The 19,548-nt window shown below is 55.6% G+C and carries 11 protein-coding genes; 9 read left to right on the top strand and 2 right to left on the bottom strand.

All coding sequences use genetic code 11. The features are described 5' to 3' along the window. Positions 1-3: 3 nt before the first annotated feature. The gene (locus tag IAD09_02645) at positions 4-1,200 is read right to left on the bottom strand and encodes an efflux RND transporter periplasmic adaptor subunit (GenBank protein ID HIT81127.1); all 1,197 of its coding nucleotides are present in this window, start codon (positions 1,198-1,200) and stop codon (positions 4-6) included. A gap of 90 nt (positions 1,201-1,290) precedes the next feature. Then, positions 1,291-1,758: a hypothetical protein gene (locus tag IAD09_02650; protein HIT81128.1), complete on the bottom strand. Its 468-nt coding sequence runs from the start codon at positions 1,756-1,758 to the stop codon at positions 1,291-1,293. Between the two features lie 234 nt (positions 1,759-1,992). Here IAD09_02650 and IAD09_02655 point away from each other — a divergent pair, with 234 nt between their 5' ends. From IAD09_02655 to IAD09_02695, 9 genes are all read left to right on the top strand, one after another. Then, entirely contained in the window at positions 1,993-3,339 is a 1,347-nt protein-coding gene (locus tag IAD09_02655; GenBank protein ID HIT81129.1) for a Na(+)-translocating NADH-quinone reductase subunit A, read from the top strand. 26 nt (positions 3,340-3,365) lie between these two features. Then, complete coding sequence (locus IAD09_02660; protein HIT81130.1) at positions 3,366-4,574, top strand: NADH:ubiquinone reductase (Na(+)-transporting) subunit B; 1,209 nt, start codon at positions 3,366-3,368, stop codon at positions 4,572-4,574. A 12-nt stretch (positions 4,575-4,586) separates the two neighbouring features. Further along, the gene (nqrC, locus tag IAD09_02665; protein HIT81131.1) at positions 4,587-5,288 is read left to right on the top strand and encodes an NADH:ubiquinone reductase (Na(+)-transporting) subunit C; all 702 of its coding nucleotides are present in this window, start codon (positions 4,587-4,589) and stop codon (positions 5,286-5,288) included. A gap of 17 nt (positions 5,289-5,305) precedes the next feature. After that, entirely contained in the window at positions 5,306-5,932 is a 627-nt protein-coding gene (locus IAD09_02670) for an NADH:ubiquinone reductase (Na(+)-transporting) subunit D (GenBank protein ID HIT81132.1), read from the top strand. A gap of 24 nt (positions 5,933-5,956) precedes the next feature. Beyond that, complete coding sequence (nqrE, locus tag IAD09_02675) at positions 5,957-6,571, top strand: NADH:ubiquinone reductase (Na(+)-transporting) subunit E (GenBank protein HIT81133.1); 615 nt, start codon at positions 5,957-5,959, stop codon at positions 6,569-6,571. A 13-nt stretch (positions 6,572-6,584) separates the two neighbouring features. Beyond that, the gene (locus IAD09_02680; protein HIT81134.1) at positions 6,585-7,853 is read left to right on the top strand and encodes an NADH:ubiquinone reductase (Na(+)-transporting) subunit F; all 1,269 of its coding nucleotides are present in this window, start codon (positions 6,585-6,587) and stop codon (positions 7,851-7,853) included. Between the two features lie 275 nt (positions 7,854-8,128). After that, complete coding sequence (locus IAD09_02685) at positions 8,129-11,026, top strand: chitobiase/beta-hexosaminidase C-terminal domain-containing protein (protein HIT81135.1); 2,898 nt, start codon at positions 8,129-8,131, stop codon at positions 11,024-11,026. A 403-nt stretch (positions 11,027-11,429) separates the two neighbouring features. Next, on the top strand, positions 11,430-12,425 hold the full coding sequence (locus tag IAD09_02690) for an AraC family transcriptional regulator (GenBank protein HIT81136.1): 996 nt from the start codon (positions 11,430-11,432) through the stop codon (positions 12,423-12,425). Between the two features lie 597 nt (positions 12,426-13,022). Further along, positions 13,023-19,548 (top strand): fibronectin type III domain-containing protein (locus tag IAD09_02695; GenBank protein HIT81137.1); only part of this gene is annotated, 6,526 nt, incomplete at its 3' end.

The following is a 19,548-nucleotide window of genomic DNA, read 5'->3' on the forward strand; positions in this document are numbered from 1 at the left end:
GGATTAGTGGTTATGGGAATGTCCGTGGGGAATGGTGCCCGAGGCGGCAGCCATCTTCACCTGCACGGCACCGCGGGTGACGACCCGTTCGCCGGGTTGCAACCCGGCTTCGACGGTTACTTCGCGGCCGTTGTTGTCGCCGATTTTCACTTCGCGTCGCTGGTATCCTTCCTCGTCGAGCTGCACATAGACATAATATATGCCTTGTGCTTCGGTCAGGGCCGAGAGGGGGAGGACGACGGCCTTTTCACGGGTCTTGCCGCTCAATGCCACCTCGGCATAGAGGCCGGCGACCAAATCTCCGGGATTGTCAAACTCGAAAGTCACCGGTATGAGGGTCGAGCCCGTGGCCGTGCTGCGGCCTATCGAGAGCCGGCGGCCGTTCAGTTCCGAGACGGCGTAGGTGGAGTCGGCCGCTGCGGTCGAGAAGTAGGCGTCGGTCATGTCGGTCAGGCGGTTGTAGTACCGCTGCGGCACTTCGGCCGTGAGGCGCAACCGGCGGTTGGTCGTGATGGCGGCCAGCGGTGTGCCGGCCTCGACATATTGCCCGGCATTGACCGACAGTCGGGTGAGGTACCCGGCCTGCGTCGCTTTTACCGGTACCCCTTGCTCGCTTTCCGAGGCGAGGGGCAGGTATTCGGCTTCGGCTCGCAGGAATTCGGCCCGTGCGGCATCGACCTCTTTCTGAGAAACGACGTGCCCGGCTTGCAGGGCCATTGCCCGTTCGTAGTCGGCCCGGGCTTTTTCATAAGCGGCTTGTGCTTTGACTGCGGCATTGCCCGAGGCCAATCCGCGTGTCGAGATGTAGAACAGGGTTTCGCCGGCGTTTACACCGACGCCCTCGGCCGGATTCCCGTCGCCGAAGACGACGATGCCCCCGACGGGCGAAAAGAGGAATATCTGGTCGTTGGGCGTGTTGGTGATTTCGCCGCTGCAATGAATGACGGGGGAGAAGTACGAGGCTTCGACGGTCTGCACTTCGAAGTCGGTGCGAGCCGCCTGTTCGGCGGGAAATATGATTTCGTCTTGATGGCCGGCTTCTTCGGCGGCCTCTCCGGCATGCGGGTCATGGCTTTCTCCGGCGACGTGGCCGTGAGGGTCTTCGGTTTCGTGGTTGTGGTTGTGGTCGTGGTCGTGGTCATGGGCGCAGCCGGTGCAAACGGTCACACTTATAGCAAGTAAAAATAAAAGATGTTTCATATCGCTTGTGTAAAAGAATGAATGAAGTGGCGCCTGGGGCGCCTGATAAGGGTAGCGCGACCCGGCGGGCGGGTCATCGCGGGGAGAGGGTTAAGCGATATGAGTCCCGGCTCTTACGGGAAGGGCTTTGACGTGATAAGTGAGAAATGTATCGGGCAGGGAAGGAGTCTCCTTGATGCCGAGCGATACCCTGCACTCGTCATACTGCTGTTGGCATTCCTGGCAGGGAATGGCGGCCGACAAGTGGCAATGGAAGGTGTGCAAGATGTCGTGGCAGGGCACCGGCAGGAGATGCGGGTGCGAAGGTGGCAGGACCGAAATGACCCGGTGGCTGCACGGTATGTCGGGATAGCTGTGGTTGTGGTCGCAGCAGCCGTCGTTTTCGTTGTGGAAAGGCAGCGCGTCGTTGTGATGATGTTGGCCGGTGCAGTGGCTTATGTCGAAACAGGCAGCCGTGGCGCCGTTGTGATGGTGATGCGGGAACAGCAGCAAGCCTTGTGTCAAAACGCACAAGACAAAGACAATTTTCACCCATCTGCTTTCCCGTAATTGTTCCATGTCGCAAAAATAGGGACTTTCTTCGGGATAGGCAAATCTCTTTGGCTCGAAATCGTTTTTACCGTCCTCCCGAAGGTGGAAATATTGCCCTCCCGGAAGGAAGAATATTATGAGGAGAATTTGAACGAAAAGAATTGTTCTTCCGTTAAATAGGACAGAATAAATTTTTAGGGATTGATGCCCTTTTGAAGAAAAGACGTTATCTTTGCTACCCGAATTTGCAAATAGAAGAAAATGGCGAATGCAATAAAACTGAAAAAGGGGTTGGACATACCCATTGAAGGTGCTGCCGAGGCTCGTATCGTCGAGGCTCCGGAGGCCGGGCGGTATGCCCTTGTCCCCGATGATTTCCACGGTATCGTACCGAAAGTCCTTGTGAAGCCCGGCGACAAAGTGCGGGTGGGTACGCCTCTGATGTGCGACAAGAATCGACCCGAGATGCAATTCGTTTCGCCGGTAAGCGGCGAGGTCGAGGCGGTAAACCGGGGCGAGCGGCGTAAAGTCCTCGACATCACGGTGAAGCCCGACGGAAAAATGGAGCCGGCCGATGCGTCCCGTCCCGAGTTGGCGACCCTCGACGGCGAACAGGTCAAGGCCATTCTGTTGGCGCGGGGACTCTTCATGTATATCAAGCAGCGACCCTATGACATCATTGCCGACCCCACCATCTTCCCCCGCGATATTTTCGTCACGGCATGGGATTCGGCTCCGCTGGCTCCCGATTTTGACTTCGTCGTGAAAGGTCGTGAAGACGATTTGCAGGCCGGCATCGACGTGCTGGCCAAGCTCACGGCCGGTCGCGTATATCTCGGTGTGCGTGCCGGTAGTCCGCTCGCGGTGCGCGGTGCCGAGGTCGTTGCCTTTGAAGGCCCGCACCCGGCCGGGAATGTCGGCGTGCAGATACACCACATCGCCCCGGTCTCAAAAGGAGAGACGGTGTGGACGCTCAGTGCCTTCGACCTGCTGGTTATCGGCCGCTATTTCCGCACCGGCGTGCTCGATTTCTCGCGGCTCGTCGCCCTTACCGGCTCCGAGGTGAAAACCCCGCATTACGTCAAGACGATATGGGGCGCGGAGGTGAGTTCGATCATCGACGGCAATCTTGTCCCGGCCGACTATCACCGCCGCTACATCAGTGGCAACGTCCTCACGGGAACCCGTCTCGGCGAGCACGATTATCTGCGTGCCCCGCACAGCCAGATTACCGTCATACCCGAGGGCGATGACTGCCATGAACTCCTCGGCTGGGCGATGCCCGGTTTCGGGAAGTACAGCGTTTCCCACTCCTATTTCTCGTGGCTGTCGCGCGGCCGCCGCTACCGTTTCGACGCCCGTCTGCACGGCGGCGAACGGGCCATCATCATGCAGGGCGAGTACGACAAGGTGTTGCCCATGGACATTCTGCCCGAGTTTCTGGTCAAGGCCGTCCTTGCCTTCGACATCGACAAGATGGAAAACCTCGGTATCTACGAAGTCGCACCCGAGGATTTTGCCCTCTGCGAGTTTGTCGATACCTCGAAACTCCCCTTGCAGGCCATCATACGGGAGGGCCTCGACAAGTTGCGGAAAGAGATGAATTGATTTTAAAACGATAAAACGACAGAACCTTGAAAACGTTAAGAAATTATCTCGATAAGATAAAGCCCAACTTCATGCCCGGAGGTCGGTGGGCGATGTTCCGTTCGGTATTTGAGGGGTTTGAAACATTCCTTTATGTGCCGGCGACGACCTCTCCCTCGGGGGTACATATCCACGACAGCATCGATACCAAGCGCACCATGTCGGTGGTCATACTGGCATTGGTGCCGGCCCTGCTCTTTGGCATGTATAATGTCGGTTATCAACATTATCTGGCCATCGGTGAGCTCTCGGCCGTCGGTTTCTGGACGGTCTTCTTCTTCGGATTCCTGGCCGTCCTTCCCAAAATCATCGTCTCCTATGTCGTGGGGCTCGGCATCGAGTTTGTCGTAGCCCAGTGGCGCGGGCACGAGATACAGGAAGGCTTCCTCGTATCGGGTATCTTGATACCCCTGATTGTGCCGGTCGACACCCCGCTGTGGATGATAGCCGTGGCCACGGCCTTTGCCGTGATTTTTGCCAAGGAGGTTTTTGGCGGCACCGGCATGAATATCTTCAATGTGGCACTTGTCACGCGGGCATTCCTCTTCTTTGCCTATCCCTCGAAGATGTCGGGCGATGAGGTCTTTGTCCGCACGGCCGATACCTTCGGTCTCGGAGCCGGACAGGTGGTCGATACCTTCTCGGGGGCTACCCCGCTGGGTCAGGTGGCCACGCATGGGGGCGGCGACCTCGTGCTGCACAATATCGTGGGCGAACCCCTCTCGACGCTCGACTATTTCCTCGGCCTGATTCCCGGCTCGATAGGGGAGACCTCGACCCTGGCCATTCTTTTGGGCGCTGTCGTCCTGCTCTGGACGGGCATCGCCAGCTGGCGGGTCATGCTCTCGGTCTTTGTCGGAGGTCTGGTGATGAGCACTGTTGCGGCGCTGTTCCCGTCGCCCGTCTATCCCGGTTCCATGATTTCACCCGTCGACCAAATCTGCCTTGGCGGTTTTGCCTTTGCGGCCGTGTTTATGGCGACCGACCCCGTAACGGGCGCGCGCACCCGCACGGGTCAATATATTTACGGATTTCTTATCGGCGTGATAGCCATCTTGATACGCGTGTATAATACCGGTTATCCCGAAGGCGCCATGCTGGCGGTGCTGCTGATGAACGTCTTTGCACCGCTCATCGACTATTTCGTGGTCGAAGGAAACATCAAACGCCGCCTCAAACGAGCCCGCAAGGCATAATGCAACACGACTATGAACAAGCAAAGCAATACTTACACAATCCTTTACGCATCGGTCATGGTCATCTTGGTGGCCGCGGTGCTGGCTGTTACCTCGTTGAGCCTGAAAGAGAAGCAGACCCGCAACGTCGAAATCGACAAGATGAAGCAGATTCTCTCCTCGGTGCACATTGCCGCTACCGCCGACGATGCACAGTCGCTCTATAAGAAATATATCGTCGACAGCTATGTGCTCGATGCCGATGGGAAACCTGTCGATGGTGCCGACGCTTTCGGTGTCGATGTCGCCGTGCAGGTGAAGTTGCCCGCCGCCGAGCGCCGTCTGCCCGTGTATGTCTGCCGTCTCGACAACGGGGCGCAGAAATATATCGTGCCCCTCTACGGTGCCGGCCTGTGGGGACCCATTTGGGGATATTTGTCCATCGATGCCGACGGCAACACCATCTACGGGGCCTATTTCGCCCATCAGAGCGAGACCCCCGGCCTCGGAGCCGAGATTCAGACCGAGGCTTTCTCGGGACAATTCGTCGGCAAGCACCTCTTCATCGGCGGTGAGTTCAAGCCCGTTGCCGTGGAGAAGAAGGGGCAGAAGCCTCTCAACGGCGCCGAGTATGTCGATGCCGTTTCGGGCGGAACCATCACCAGCAAGGGAGTACAGGCCATGCTCTCCAACAGCCTCGACCCCTACCGTCGTTTCCTTGAATCGTTGAAATAATATAAAGATATAGAGATATGCTGTTATCGAAGAAAAACAGAGAAATACTTTTGGGCCCGCTCTCGCGCAACAACCCCGTCATCGTGCAGGTGTTGGGCATCTGTTCGGCCCTTGCCGTTACAGCCAAGCTCGAACCTGCCTTTGTCATGGCCATCTCCGTGACGGCCGTGCTGGCCTTTTCCAATGTCATCATTTCGCTGTTGCGCAATACCATTCCCGGCAGTATCCGCATCATCGTGCAACTGGTGGTCGTTGCGGCGTTGGTCATCGTCGTCGACCAGGTGCTCAAAGCCTATGCCTATGACGTGAGCAAGCAGCTCTCGGTCTTTGTGGGGCTCATCATCACCAACTGCATTCTCATGGGGCGCCTCGAAGCCTTCGCCCTCGGGCACGGCCCGTGGGAGTCGTTCCTCGACGGAGTGGGCAACGGCGTGGGGTACGGCCTTATCCTGGTGATTGTGGCCTTCTTCCGCGAATTGTTCGGCTCGGGAACCCTCTTCGGCTACCCCGTCGTGCCGCAATGCCTCTATGACTGGGGCTATCAGAACAACGGCCTCATGATATTGCCCCCGATGGCATTGATTACGGTGGCCTGCATCATTTGGGTGCACCGCCTCCGCAATAAGGATTTGCAAGAAAAATAGTATCACACTCAAAGAGTCTGACACATGGAAAATCTCAATCTGTTTATCCGGTCGATATTCATCGACAACATGATATTCGCCTACTTCTTGGGAATGTGCTCCTATTTGGCCGTCTCCAAGAACGTAAAGACCGCCATGGGGCTGGGCGTGGCCGTGACCTTCGTCCTGGCGATAACCCTGCCGGTCAACTATATGCTCGAAAACTACATACTCAAAGCCGGCGCCCTTTCGTGGCTCGGAGAGTCGTTTGCCGATGTGGACCTCAGCTTTCTGAGTCTCATCTTTTTCATCGCCGTCGTGGCGGCCATGGTGCAGCTCGTCGAGATGATAGTCGAGAAATACGCACCGGCGCTATACAATACGCTGGGCATCTTCCTGCCGCTCATCGCCGTCAACTGTGCCATCTTGGGCGCTTCGCTCTTCATGCAGCAGCGGTCGTTCCCCAATGCGTGGTCGGCCACGGTCTACGGGCTCGGTTCCGGAATCGGCTGGTTGCTGGCCATTGTGGGCATCGCCGCCATTCGCGAGAAGATGGCCTATTCCAATGTGCCCGCTCCGCTCAAAGGCATCGGCATCACCTTCATCGTCACGGGGCTCATGGGAATTGCCTTTATGAGTTTCCTCGGTATCAAATTGTAAAAAACGTTCCGTTATGACCACTCTCATACTCACATCGGGCAACCTCACCATTGTTGCTGCGGTTGTCATATTTCTGGTACTCACCCTGTTGCTGGTTGCCGTGCTGCTCATAGCCAAGGCGCGTCTCATGCCGGCCGGCAACCGCCGCATCACCATCAACGGCGAGCGCACGGTCGAGACGCAGGCCGGGGCCACGCTCCTCGCGTCGCTGGCGGCCAACAAGATATTCCTTCCCTCGGCTTGCGGCGGAGGCGGTAGCTGCGGCATGTGCCGTTGCCAGGTTCTCTCGGGCGGCGGAGAGATTCTCCCCACCGAGACCGGCTTTTTCACCCGCAAGCAGCAGCACGACCATTATCGGCTGGCCTGCCAGGTCAAGGTCAAGAACGATTTGCAGATAAAAGTGCCGCAATCGGTGCTCGGCATCAAGAAGATGGAGTGCGAAGTCATCTCCAACCGCAACGTCGCCTCGTTCATCAAGGAGTTTGTGGTGCGCGTTCCCGACGGCGAGAAGTTCGACTTCCTCCCCGGCAGTTATGTGCAAATCGACGTGCCCCGTTACGACATCAAGTTCACCGACATGCAAGTCGAGGAAAAATTCCGCGACGAGTGGGACAAATACAAGATGTGGGGGCTGGTGTGCCGCAACGACGAGGAGACCTTCCGTGCCTATTCCATGGCCAACTATCCCGCCGAGGGCAACATCATCATGCTCAATATCCGCATCGCCACGCCGCCGTTCGACCGCGCTGCCGGTACTTGGGCCGCCGGCATCAAGCCCGGTATATGCTCCTCCTACATCTTTACCCGCAAGCCCGGCGACAAGGTGACCCTCTCGGGCCCCTACGGTGAGTTCCACATTCTCGATACCAAGCGCGAAATGATATACATCGGCGGCGGCGCCGGTATGGCTCCTTTGCGGTCGCACCTCATGCACCTCTTCCGCACGCTCCGCACCACCGACCGCAAAATATCCTATTGGTATGGCGCCCGGTCGCGGCGGGAGATTTTCTACGAAGAAGATTTCAGGGCCATCGAGCGTGACTTCCCCAACTTCACGTTCAACATTGCCCTTTCCGACCCGCAACCCGAAGATAATTGGACGGGCTACACCGGCTTTATCCACCAGGTGCTCTATGACCATTACCTCAAAGACCACGAGGCACCCGAAGACATCGAGTACTACATGTGCGGTCCCGGCCCCATGGCGGCATCGGTCAAGAAGATGCTTTGGGACCTCGGTGTGCCGACCGAGATGCTGATGTACGACGATTTCGGCGCGTGACGGGCATCTTCCCGCCCGCGGGTGCATGCCGCCGCCTCCCGCCGGTTCGCGGCGTTGCCGCGTATGCCCCGCCCGCGATGAAATAACCAAAAAAGTGTAAAGCCATGCCCGGGGCTTCCTTGTGTCGCGGAACAAAGAAAAATCATTATAAACAGCTTTTGTATCAAAAAATCAAGTGTGATACTTTTGGCAAAAATATAATTTTGTAAGCGTGTATGTCTTGTTATATGCAGACGAAAAAAAAGACTTTCAATTATTAACTAAAATTTTCTATCATGAAAAGAAAAATTACTCAGATTGGTAGACTGTTTGCAGCTGCTGCCCTGCTCTTCGGCACTTCGTCGTGGGCTTCGGCACAAGAAACTGTGACAGCTACCTATGCCTGCACAACGGCAGCTATTGAAACAGCTACCATCTCGACCGATGGTGTACTCTCCTCCGGTACGATGGAGGTCGCTTCCGGTTGGGATTTCTCCGGAACCAAAGCCATCAACGGGACGACTTTCATGCGTTTCGGTCCCGCAGAAAAGAAGGGCGACACCTCTCTTCCCACGGTGCGTTTCACGCTGGACGTGGAAAACGGCGTGACGTTTACTCCCACCTCGGTGGCTTTCAACGCCGCCCGTTTCGGATCGGACAGCGGTAATCAACTCGACGTGTATGCCGTCAAAGCCGACGGCTCGAAGGTGAAATTGAATGCCGAAACCCTCGAACCCCTGCGCGATAACAGCGGCTCATTCTTGACGACCACCCTGCCTATCACCGGCATTACCGGCAGTGTCGCCATCGAATTCAACTTCAAATGCGATGCCGGTAAACAAGTCGGCCTCAACAACGTCGTGATTACCGGTACCTACACGTTGCCCGAAGCTTTCAAAGTAGCCTATCTGGCAGGTGCCGATGTTGTTGACGGAACTTGCAACGAAGCTATTTTCAAAGCCCTCGAAGCAGACCCGATTATGGACGTTACCCCTCTCAACTTTGATGACAAGACCCTTACCGGCGACCTCACTGCCGATGGTCTTGCCGACTACGACCTCGTGGTGATTTCCGGTCCTACCGGTTCGGGTACCGCTTTGGCTAAATCTTTCGACAAGATTTTGGGTCAGATTCCTGTTCTCAACACCAAAGCATTCTGGTACAACAAGACCAGCCCCGCTATTGGTGGCGGCGGTGCAAACCCCGGCACGGCCGAGAATCCTTCGATGACCCTTATTCCCGATTATCTCTATGTAGAGCACGACATCTTTGCCGGCCTTTCGAGAATCGACACGGTTATGCCGTTTGCAAAAGCCGGTCGTGAAGGCGGACGTTACCTGCAAGGTATTCCTTCCGAAACGACGTTCGAACATGACGTCATCGCCACGGCCAACGGCGCAGCTTCTGTTGCCGAGCACTGGTTCGACGGCAATATCGGTTACCTCATTGTGCCCATCGACGGTGAAGGTGGCGAATACACCGTACTCGAAGGCGCACTGACCGAAGATGGCGCCAGAATGTTTGTCAACGCTGCCAAATACCTCCTTTGGGGCGAACCTTATGTACTTCCCATTGTAGGTACTTGCGCTACTGAGATTACAACTACTCCGCTCGAAGGCGAATGGGCCGGTTACTATGAACTCACCATCACCGCCACTCCCGATACCGCCAAGATTTACTACACCACCGACGGTACTGTGCCCACCACCGAGAGCAAGCTTTATGAGGCTCCCGATACTCTCTTGAAGAACTGCTTGATTCAGGCTATCGCCGTTTCGCCCGAGAAATGGTATGACTCTCCCGTCGACAGCCTCGAATTTGTAAACGAGACTCTCGCCGCCCTGCCGGCTCCGGTTATTACTCTCGCTCAAAATGCCGACGGTAAATGCATCGACGTGACCATCGCCATCACCAGTGAAGAGCTCGACCTCACCGGCGCACAAATCCTCTACACCCTCGATGGTACCGATCCCATTGAGAACGGTGAAGTTTACTCCGCTCCGTTTGCCGCCTATGGTGACTCCATCACCGTGATGGCCGCCGCCGTAAGCGAGAAATACAACAACTCGCCCGTTGCCATCCAGGGTATCAAGAACGAGAACTATGTGGCTCGCGAGAAAGTATTCTACTCGACCGACTTCCACAATCCTATCGAAGAGTGGTTCTACAATGCCGATTTCACCTATGACGAGAATGGCGAAGTTATTGCCGGTACCGTTAAACCCGGTGCCGTATGGCCCGATGGTATCGGCTTCAGCAACTCGACCGAAAAAGACGGTTTCCGCGTACATGTATTCAATAAAGGAAATACCTATGTAGGTTACCGTATGTATTATGGCTGGTCGTTCTATGGCGAGAAAAACCGTCGTCTCATTCTCCAAAGCGACAATGGCGCTTACTTCCTCGCCGCCGAAGGTAAGACCGGTGCTGCACCTGACACCATGTTCCAAGGCCCGTTCGATGTTGAACTCGACATCAGAGCCAAAGTGGAAACACCTATCCGCGTTATGGTAGGCGATGAATTGGAAGGTACCGAATGGACTGTTCTTGATGAAATCGTCGTTCCCAATGGCGCTGAGCAAACAGTAAGATTCTCTTACAATGGATTCGACAAGAAGTATGTGCGCTTCGAGAGCGAAGCCAAAGAATTCTATGTAGATGAATATAGAATTCTGGTTGAAGGCTATGGTGAACTCGAATTGCAATCGGTATCTCCCGCCGGTAGCACGGCAATGGCCGATGCTGTTGCGATAGGTGATACCACTACCACCTTTGTTGTTACGTTTAACAACCCGCTGGCCGAAACGCAAGCCGATAATCTGATTGTATTCTTTGGTGAGCCTGCAATGCCTACAACCAACTGTACGTATGTTATCAGCGGTAATACGATGACGATTACCCGTTCGGGTGCCGAGCCTCTTGCAGCTGCTACTTACCAACTCGTTGTTCAAAATGTAACCGATGTGGTTGGTCAGACCTATGCTCGTCTCTCGCAATTCTTCAAGGTTGAAGGTACCGAGCCCGATCCCGAACCCGGTGCAGTAACGACTCCCGAAGTAGAGAAAGTTGTTGTATCGCAAGTAATCTACGGCCTCTCCGGTGCTGTTCAAAGTGAACTGACCCAAGGTCTCAACCTGGTACGCACTGTTTACAGCGACGGAACGGTTGAAGTAGAAAAAGTTATTGTAAAATAAGAGATTCCTCTCTTTCCTAACCATAGCGAGGCGGTCGGGCGACCGCCTCGCTTTTTTTCTGTCGATTCGAATCCCTCCCGGAGTATCCCCCTCTCCATGTCGGAATCCACGCTCGTTTCCCCCGGCCATGCCGCGACGGCTTGCCCGTCGCCTCGAGCCCCCTCTTTCGTTCCTCTTCCTGTTTCTCCTTGCCCCCCTCATTCCCTTCTCCCGTGCAGAGGCGACCTCCCCCGGAGATGGTATCTTGTCGACCCGACTGTAAATTGTGGTGGACGACTGCAAATTTTGGCTCTACGACTTGAATATCCCAAATATATTTGTTATATTTGTCTATTCCACCGCCACACTTGCCGCCCCGCCGGCAGGACGGCGATGAAACCCTACGAGATTCAACCGCAAGGACATGACCTACAACGATCTGGAAAACGAAATCAGTTATCTCAACGCCACAAAGACCGATATGCACTTTGGCGTCTATGTCAATACCGTGGGCTTCCAAAGCATCAAGGCAGGCGAGCATTACCCCCTCAAAGACCACCCGTCGGGATATTTCTTCAACGTGGGCAAGGGACGTGTTTTGCAGGAGTTCCAATTGCTGTATATAACCAAAGGCGCCGGTTCGTTCACCTCCGATCGTACACAGGTGCAGCCTCTTACCAAAGGCTCTCTCCTTTGTCTCTTCCCCGGCCAATGGCACACCTATTCGCCTTCGGAAAAAGTGGGGTGGAACGAGTATTATATCGGTTTCAACGGCCCCGTTGCCGAGTTGTGGTTCCGCCAGGCGCATATTACAGCCGATAGTCCCGTGCTGAAAATCGGCTTCAATGCCGACCTGGTGAAACTCTTCCAAACCGCCATCGAGGTGGCCAATAGCGGGAAGAATGCTGCCCAGCAGTGCCTCTCGGGCATCGTCATGCACATTTTGGGCCTTATTTGTTACGTGTCGAGCAATCGTATATTTGAAGAGGACAGCATCAGCCAGAAGATAGAGCGTTCCAAAATCATCATGATAGAAAACCTTTATAAGAATATCGATGTGGAGGAATTGGCCGAGAACCTTAATCTTTCGTACAGCTGGTTCCGTAAAGTCTTCAAAGATTACACCGGATATGCACCCGCTAAGTATTTTCAGGAGTTGAAAATAAAAAAGGCCGAAGACCTGCTCATGCGCACGTCGCACTCGGTGAAGGAAATTTCCTATATGCTCAATTACAAGTCGGCCGAGCACTTCTTCTCGCTTTTCAAGAAAAAGACCGGTTTCACACCCCTCGAATACCGCAATTACATCAGAGGAGGAGAAGCCTCCGATGTTCGGCCTTCGCGTCGGGTTTCCCTGCCCGATTTGCCCGAGCCGCCGCAGGAGATGATCGACGAGATTGCGTCCGCGCATAAAAAATAAACCCGCTCTTTGGGCGGCACACCTGCCTTTGCTTTTGAGTGTGAATCTGTGCCGTCTCATGCACACTTGCGAATCGAACGTCTATTGCTCCGCCCCCTGCGCCTAAGTGGCATGCGGCTCCGTCGCCAGGTGTAATCAGGCTTCGCATCACCCTTTGTCCCGCGGGTGTATGGGTAGGGTGGCTTGCCCATGAAAATGGCCCTGTCGTTTGCGGGTGGGAGACGCTTGTTTGGAGATGTGAGAAACCATAAAAACTACAAGCCATACAAAAAGTTTTCGTATTGTATGTTTACTTGTATTTGTGTTTATTAACTATCCGATTCCTGCTTACCAACATCTCGATAAGGAGGTCCTGTTTATGGAATGTTTGATTAATAGATAGATTATTAGCCTGTTTTGTTTTTGGCGTTCTGTGCGAGCCCTACCGTTTAGCTATTCAAAAAAGACACACGGTCTGTTAATAAATATAAATAAATCCATGAAAAAGTGCAAATGAAGTACCTTTGCATGAGATTTTTTTTAGGTAAAAGAAAGCGATTCAAATAAATTTTTACAAACGGAAGCCGCTTTTTCAAGGAATAATTAATACGACAAATAATGAAAAAACTGTGTGCACTTGTAGTCTGTCTGTTATTGTGTGCATCTTTCCCTCTGTATGCCGAGAGCTATGTACTCGATGATGCGGGCGAACGAGAGTTCTCGACCGTATCTTCGACCGAGTATGACATCAACGGTGAAGCCGGTGTCTTGACCTTTGAAGGAAAATATTCCACAATCCTCGGAATCGGAGGTAGCGGGAACTGTTATCTCGACCAGTATGTTGACGGTTCTTGGGTACGGATAGCGACGTTGAATATGCTTACCAAAGATTGGCAGTCCTTGACCTATACGCTCGACCGCCGGGCTACCAAGATAAAAATGTATACCGAGACGGGAGCTGTCGGCAACAAACACTTCCGCAATGTAAAGGTAACGCGCGCGCGGTATATCGAGGCCGGTGACATAAATCTTGTCGGTTTTACTTCGGGTTCGGGTGCCGATGATGTGGAGACGCAGACCTTCTCGGTGCGCTACTCCAATGCCGCAGCCCCTCTCACGGTCTCGTCGAGCAATCCCGCTTTTACCGCATCGGTCTCTTCTACCACCATTGAGCAGGCGGTCACCACGGCCGATGTCACGGTGACCTATGACCCCTCTGACCTGGCTCGTCACGATGCGACGATTACCGTGACCGACGGTATCGTCTCATTCACCCAATCTGTTGTCGGCCTTTGCGCTCCCAACAACATCGAGGCCGGAGCCGCCACCTTCCACACCCTGCCGGTGACCTGGAATGCCGTTTCGGGAGCTGAGAGCTACACCATACAGATGCGTAACGCCCTCAATGAAGTTGAAGCCGAGGAGACCGTTTCGACGCCGAGCTACACCATGTCGGGGCTTACCCCCGATGCGACATACTCGGTGCGCATCTGTGCCAACTATCCCGGCGGTTACAGTTCGGGATTTGCTTCGGGGCTGGTCAAGACCGACGATTATATCCCCGCTCCGCAAGATTTTACCGTGGGAACGGTGTTTGAGTCGACCCCTGTGCCCATGTCGTGGAGTGCCGTCGATGATGTCGTTACTTACAGTGTGCGCATCTACACGACCGAAGGCGCCTTGGTTTCCGAGACCGAGAACCTTACCGCCACATCGACCTCGATTGATGCTTCGCTCGATCCCCGTCTCTCTTATGAGGTGAAACTGCGGGCCGACTACAAAGGTTTCTATTCCGATGAGGTCGTTGTCACGCCCCATTGCGTGCCCACCCCCGACGGCCTTGCCTATGAGGTGGCCGATAAGACCGATTTCGACATCTCTTGGAATGCGGTCGCTCCCGATGTACTATATAATATAGTCGTCGAGAAGACCGATGGAGGCGAGCCGGTCGACGATGCCTCCCTCCTCGATACGACCTACCGCGTTTCGGGGCTTACGCCGGGAACCGACTATACCATCAAGGTGCGGGTGGTTACCGACGACGGGGCGACGCCCTTCGCCTCGATTGGAGCCCGTTCGTGGGAACTGCTCCCCCCGTCGAGCATCGAGTCGTCGGCCGGAGAAGCTCCCTTCTCGGTGCGCATAGCCTGGTCGGCTGTCGAAGAAGCCGATGCCTATAAAGTCTCCATCTACGATGCCGGCGATGCGTTTGTGCGCGATACGGTGGTGCTCGGTGCGACCGACGTGCTCTTCCAGGACATGTTGCCCGGTACCTATACGGTGAAAGTGGCCGCACAATGGTCGGGATACACGTTTGGCGAATCGACACATTCGGCCGCAGTCGACAAATATCCCTTGCAGGTGCTCATCGCCGACACGTCCCGCATGTATGGTCAGGAAAATCCCGAGACCTATCGCTTTGTATATTCCGGCTGGATAGGGGAGCACACCTCCGTGGCCCAGGACCCCGAAGTGGTTACTTCGGCTTTGCCCACATCGCCGGCCGGAGAATATGAACTCACCGTCACTGGCGGCGAGGATCCTTGGTACACCTTCTCGGCCGGCTCCGGCGTGCTGACCGTTACGAAAGCGCCGCTCCACGTCTCGGTGGCCGATACCAGCCGTTACTACCGCAAGCCCGACCCTGAATTCCGCCTCATTTACGAAGGCTTCCTTTTCGACGACGACCCGTCGATATTGCAACAGGAGCCCATTGCCGCCTCCAATGCCACCATCGATTCCGATTTCGGCGTTTATGATATTACCCTCTCGGGCGGAAGCTCTGACCGCTACGAGTTTATCCTCTCGCAAGAACCGGCCAAGCTCACCATCTCCCAGGCCATGACCGAGGTCTCGACCGAACCCATTCACAAAAAATATGGCGATGAGCCGTTCTCGATCGTTACCAACAACATCGAGGCTCCGCTTACCTGTGTCATTGCCGATCCCGATGTGGCCGAACTCGATGAGGAGGGACGCATTGTCGTGAAAGCCCTGGGCGAAACGACTCTTACCGTTTCGCAAGCGGCGACCGAGCACTTTACCGAACTCGTCGAGACCCAGATACAACTCATCGTGGAGAAAGCCCCGCTGCTGATTTCGGTGGCCGACACGTCGCGTCTCTATGGCACGGCAAACCCCGATTTCCGCATCATCTATGAAGGCTTTGTCAATGGTGAAGATGCTTCGGCGCTCACTACCCGGCCTGTCGTGACGACCGAGGCTACGACCGAGAGTGAACCGGGCCGCTACGAAATTGTCCCTTCGGGAGCGGCTGCCGGGAATTATGAAATCGAATATCGTTCCGGTCATCTCACCATCGACCCGTTGACCGGCAGCCTCACCATTGCGGCTATCGACACGACCGTCTATGGAGCCGAGCCCATCGCTCTCCCGGCAGTCTCTTCGCCCAATGCCGACGGGGCATATACCTATGCCATTGCCGATGAAACCGTGGCTGCGATTGCCGACGGGAAAATCAACATACTGGCTGCCGGTGAGACTTGGCTCAAAGTCTCGCAACAAGGTAGCGGCAACTACGGCGATGTGGCCGACTCGGTCGCCCTTGTCGTGAAAAAAGCCCGCCTCGCTGTTTCGGTGGCCGACACGGTGCGCCTTTATAAAACCGAGAATCCGGCCTTTGTCATTCGGTATGAAGGCTTTGTAGGTAACGACGGTACCCATTCGCTCAGCGAACTGCCCCAGGCCCAGACCACGGCTGTCGTCGATTCCGACCCGGGAGAATATCCCATCACCCTCTCGGGCGGTGCGGCCGATAATTACGAGCTGGTCTATGTCGAGGGGGCCAAACTCATTGTCGACAAACTGACTCCGCTTATCGACACCACTCCCATACAGGTCGTTTACGGCAGCGAGCCGGTGGCTCTCACCTCGAACAATCCCGACGGCGTTTTGCGTTGCACGCCCGCCGATACGACGGTGGCTCGTTTTGCCGATGGGCAGGTCGTGATAAAGAATGCCGGTAAAACGGTTCTCACCGTGAGTCAAGATGAGTCGACCTACTATCATGCTTCCGACACCGTCGAGGTCGAATTGCAAGTCGACAAGGCGATGCTTACGGTTGCCGTGGCCGACACGTCGCGTCTCTACCGCGAAGAGAATCCCGCCTTCACGTTCACATACAGCGGCTTTGTCAACAACGATGACACGACGGCCATCTCGGTACGACCCGTTGCGGCAACCGAGGCCGGTGTCGATGCCAAGGTGGGCGAGTATGTCGTGAAAGCGTCGGGGGCCCAGTCGGCCAATTATGATTTTACCTATCAAGACGGTACGCTCTTTATCCGCCAAGCCGCTTCGCATCTCGAAATGGCTGCCGTCGACACGCTTACCTACGGACAGCCTCTGCTCGCATTGCCCGAAGTGAAAAAGAACAACGAAGAGCAAGAGCTGCTCTATAAGACTCTCGACAGCCAGGTGGCTGTGGTCAAAGGCGACAAGCTCGAAATCGTGGGCGTGGGAACGACCTCGCTGGTGGCCTTGCAAGAGACCAGCGAAAACTATCTTGCCGGTTCCGACACGGTAGAGGTGATTGTGAACAAGGCCCTGCTTTCGATACAGGCGCTCGATGCCGAGCGTCCTTATGGTGAGCCCAATCCGGCCGGAAAGCTCTCGTACACGGGTTTTGTCTATGACGACGATACGACGGCCCTGACGGTAAAACCGGTGCTTCGCTGGGAGGCCGACTCCCTGTCTCCGGTCGGTGTCTATACGGTGACGCCCGAAGGAGCCGAAGCCCCCAATTACAAGTTCGAGTATCATGCCGGTCACCTCACCATCAACCAGGCACAGACGGTTATCAACATCACCCTTCCCGACACGGCGGTTTATGGCGAAGAGCCCCGTCCGCTCGATATTACGTCGAACAATACCGAGAGCGAAATCATCTATGCGATTTCCGACCCCTCGATTGTGGAATTTGCCGATGGCAAGATGAAGCCCAAACATGTCGGTTCGACGATGGTCATTGCCATGCAGACCGCTTCGCAGAATTACACGCAAGGCGTCTCCAACTTCTTTACCTATGTCGTGAAGAAGGCTCCGCTTACCATTGCCGCTGTCGATACCACCCGCCACTATCGCGAGGAGAACCCCGATTTCACCCTTTCTTACGAAGGCTTTGTCAACGGTGACGACGCTTCGTCGTTCTCGGTCATGCCGCAGGTGAAATGCGACGCCCTTACCGAGTCGCCCGTGGGCCAGTATCCGATTCTGGTGAGTGGTGCCGCTGCCGACAATTACACCCTCTCTTATCGTCCGGCGACCCTCACCATCGAGCCGGCGGTGACCCGTCTCTCGGCCGATACGGTAGCTCTCAAACACTATGGCGACGAATCGTTTGCCTTGTCGGTAACCACCAACAACGATGAGGCCCCGCTCGAATATTCGTCCGAAGATCCTCGCGTCGTGACAGTCGAGAACGGTCGGGTGACCGTTGTGGCTCCCGGCTCGACGAACATCGTGCTGAAACAACAGGCTTCGGACAATTTCACGGCGGCCGAGTCGCTCGTCTTGCCGGTGACGGTGGCCAAGCGCACCTTGGCGGTGAGCGTGGCCGACACCTCGCGTTATTATGGCGAGGCCAATCCTGACTTTGCCATTACCTACGAAGGCTTTGTTGCCGGGGAGAATGAAGAGAATCTGACGCAGAAACCGGTCGCTTCGTGTGCGGCCGACTCGTCGTCGCTGGGCTCTTTCCCCATCACGCTTTCGGGCGGACTCTCCGACAACTATGACTTTGTATTTACCCACGCAACCCTTACCATCAAGTCTATACCCACCCAGCTTACGGTGCTGCCCATCGATGCGAAGACCTATGGCGACCAGCCTTTTGCCTTGCCGACGGTGACCACCAATAGCAAACAGGGCGCCATTACCTATGCCATTGCCGACACGACTGTCGCCACTATTGCCGATGGCCTTGTCTACATCAAGGGGGCGGGAGAGACGACCCTCACGGTGAAACAGGCTGCAACCGACAGCTACACGGCTGCCGAGCAGACGCTACCTCTCACCGTGTCGAAAGCCACCCTTACGGTGACCGCCGATAATAAGGAGTGCTTCCAAGGTCAGTCGATACCCGAGCTCACGTTCTTCTATTCGGGCTTTGCCTATGACGATGATACAACCGCGTTGGCCGCGCTTCCCGAAATCTCTTGCGAAGTTTCCGGGACTTCGGAAGTGGGCGAGTTCGATATTGTGCTCACGGGGGGTAAGGCCGAGAATTACACGTTTGAATACAAATCGGGAACCCTCTCGGTATGGGCACCCAACCATACCCGGCTCACGGTGGCCGAGATAGGCGAGAAGACCTACGGTGACCTGCCGTTTGCCCTGCCCGAAGTGACGAGCAACAGCCGCGGCGAACTCTCTTATGCAATAGCCGACACCACGGTGGCGGTTGTTGTCGACGGCCGCATCTACATCAAGCACGCGGGAGAGACGACCCTCACGGTGAAACAAGCGGCCACCGACACGCACGTCGCTGCCGAGGAGAGCGTGCCTCTCGTGGTGGCAAAGGCCACCCTCACGGTGACGGCCGATAATAAAGAGTGCCGCCAGGGAGCCGAGATGCCCGAGCTCACCTATACCTATAAGGGATTTGTTTTGGGTGAAACCGATACGGTACTCACAGCTCGTCCTCAAATCTCTTGCGAAGTTAGCGAGACCTCGGAGGTGGGCGAGTTTGAGATTACCTTCACCGGCGGCGAAGCCGAAAACTATGCTTTCGAGTATGTCCCGGGAACACTTTCCGTAATGGCTCTCAACCTTACCCAACTCACGGTGGCCGAGATAGGCGAGAAGACCTACGGCGACCTGCCGTTTGCCCTGCCCGTGGTGACGAGCAACAACAGCCGCGGCGAGATGACCTATGCGATAGCCGACACCACGGTGGCCGAGATAGCCGACGGGCGCATCTACATCAAACACGCGGGAGAGACGACCCTCACGGTGAAACAAGCGGCCACCGACAGCTACACGGCCGCCGAGGAGAGCGTGCCTCTCGTGGTGGCAAAAGCCACCCTCACGTTGACGGCCGACAACCAGGAGTGCCGCCAGGGCGACGAGATGCCCGAGCTCACCTATACCTGTGTGGGCTTTGTCAACGGCGACGATGAGCGTG

It is taken from the genome of Candidatus Caccoplasma merdavium, from assembly GCA_018715595.1.
Classification (GTDB): domain Bacteria; phylum Bacteroidota; class Bacteroidia; order Bacteroidales; family UBA11471; genus Caccoplasma; species Caccoplasma merdavium.